Origin of the sequence: Schnuerera sp., assembly GCF_035459645.1 — a bacterium.
Lineage (GTDB): Bacteria > Bacillota > Clostridia > Tissierellales > Tepidimicrobiaceae > Schnuerera.
The window spans coordinates 1-2015 of record NZ_DATHXO010000089.1 but is presented as its reverse complement, the minus strand read 5'-3'; the positions used below and the strand labels follow the sequence as shown (position 1 = coordinate 2015).

Genomic DNA, 2015 nt, shown 5'->3' with positions numbered 1-2015 from the left:
GTACAGTGAACATGTGCATCTGTTAATACTTATTCTTGCCTTCGGAAAATTATTTGAAGGCGGGTCATCAGCTTTATTTGCGTATTTCCAGGGGATTGAGCGGATGGAATATCCATCACTGGGCTCTATCGTCGAAAGAATTTTCATCGCTCTTTTTTCGATTGGTGCACTGCTTATGGGGGCAGATTCAATTGTGATGGCTATAATCATTACCGTGGGTGCCATTATACACCTGCTTATCGTACTGTGGTACTCCCGCAGGTTCGTTACCCTTACGTTAAATATAGATTTTAAAGCTTTAAAGCTTTTGCGTTCTGCCATGCCATACTTTCTGTTTTCCCTGTTTTCGGTGATCTATTACAGGGTAGATGCCATTATGCTTTCAGCTATGGTTCCGGAAGAAGTAACCGGCTGGTATGGAGGGGCTTATCGGTTTTTTGATATCGTTATGATGCTTCCCATTCTGTATAAAGCAGTAATATTCCCTGTTTTTGCAAAACTGTGGAAAAACAAAGATGGTGCTCTTGAAAACACACTGGGCAAGAGCCTGAAATTAATAATTATTTTAGGTGTTCCGTCTGCCGCTTTAATTTTTATATTCGCGGCTGATATTATTCACTTCTTCTGGTAGTGTTGGCCCTAGGTGGATATTCTTTACTCCTAAGGACAATAGAGCTAATAATACTATTACTGCTTTTTGTTCATACCAAGCAATATTGTATGCAATTGGTAGTTCGTTTATATCATTTAATTCAAAGATTTCTTTTAGTTTAAGCGCTATAACTGCTAATGAATAGGAGTCATTACATTGTCCTGCATCTAATACTCTTGGAATTCCTCCAATATCTCCTAGATTTAATTTATTATATTTATATTTAGCACATCCTGCAGTTAATATTACTGTGTCTTTTGGAAGAGCAGCTGCAAAGTCTGTATAATAGTTTCTTGATTTCATTCTTCCATCACAGCCTGCCATTACAAAGAATTTCTTAATAGCTCCTGATTTTACTGCATCTACTATCTTGTCAGCTAAGGCAAATACTTGAGCATGAGCAAAACCTCCAACAATGGTTCCTTTTTCTATTTCAGTAGGTGCTGGCAATCTTTTAGCATGTTCTATAACTTCTGAGAAATCTTTAGGTTGTCCATCTACTCTATCTGGAATATGTTTAAAACCAGGGTACCCAGTAGAACCTGTAGTATATACTCTATCTGCATAGGATGTTTTTGGTGGTACTATACAGTTGGTTGTAAATAGTATTGCCCCATTGAATTTCTCAAATTCTTCTTTTTGTTTCCACCAAGCATTACCATAATTTCCAACAAAATGATCATATTTTTTGAATGCTGGATAATAATTTGCTGGTAACATTTCACTATGGGTATATACGTCTACTCCTGTTCCTTCTGTTTGTTTTAATAGCTCCTCAAAATCCTTTAAATCATGACCTGATACAAGAATTGCTGGGTTATTTCTTACTCCTATATTTACTTCTGTGATTTCTGGATTTCCATAAGTTGAAGTATTAGCTTCATCTAATAACGCCATTACTTTAACTCCATATTCTCCCGTTTTTAATGTCAATGCCACTAAATCATCTACAGTTAAACTATCATCCATTGTAGCTGCTAAAGTTTTTCTCATAAATTTAGCAATCTCTGGGTCATTATATCCTAGGTTATCTGCATGCTCTGCATAAGCAGCCATACCTTTTAACCCATAAGTAATAAGCTCCCTTAATGAACGAATATCTTCATCTTTTGTGGCTAATACTCCTACCCTATCTTTATCGTTATTAGCTTTATATACTATATCATCATCTGAATTAACTGAAAAAGTAGCAGCATCTTTTAAGTTATCTAAATTCATTCCTTTTCCCTTTAAATTTGATTTTAACTGATCTCTTAACTTAAGTCCTTCTTTAATCTTTGCTAAAAATCTTTCTTTATCAAAGTTTGCATTTGTAATTGTCATAAATAGACTATCCATGATAAATCTATCCAGACCTTCCATT

Annotated in this window: 2 protein-coding genes; one reads left to right on the top strand and one right to left on the bottom strand. The window is 35.2% G+C overall.

Annotated features, from left to right (window positions below; genetic code table 11):
- Positions 1–631 (top strand): oligosaccharide flippase family protein (locus VK998_RS02155; protein ID WP_325224968.1); only part of this gene is annotated, 631 nt, incomplete at its 5' end.
- Here VK998_RS02155 and hcp read toward each other — a convergent pair.
- On the bottom strand, positions 587–2015 hold a 1429-nt coding region (gene hcp / locus VK998_RS02150), incomplete at its 5' end, for a hydroxylamine reductase (RefSeq protein ID WP_325224967.1). The two genes, VK998_RS02155 and hcp, sit on opposite strands and share 45 nt — an antisense overlap.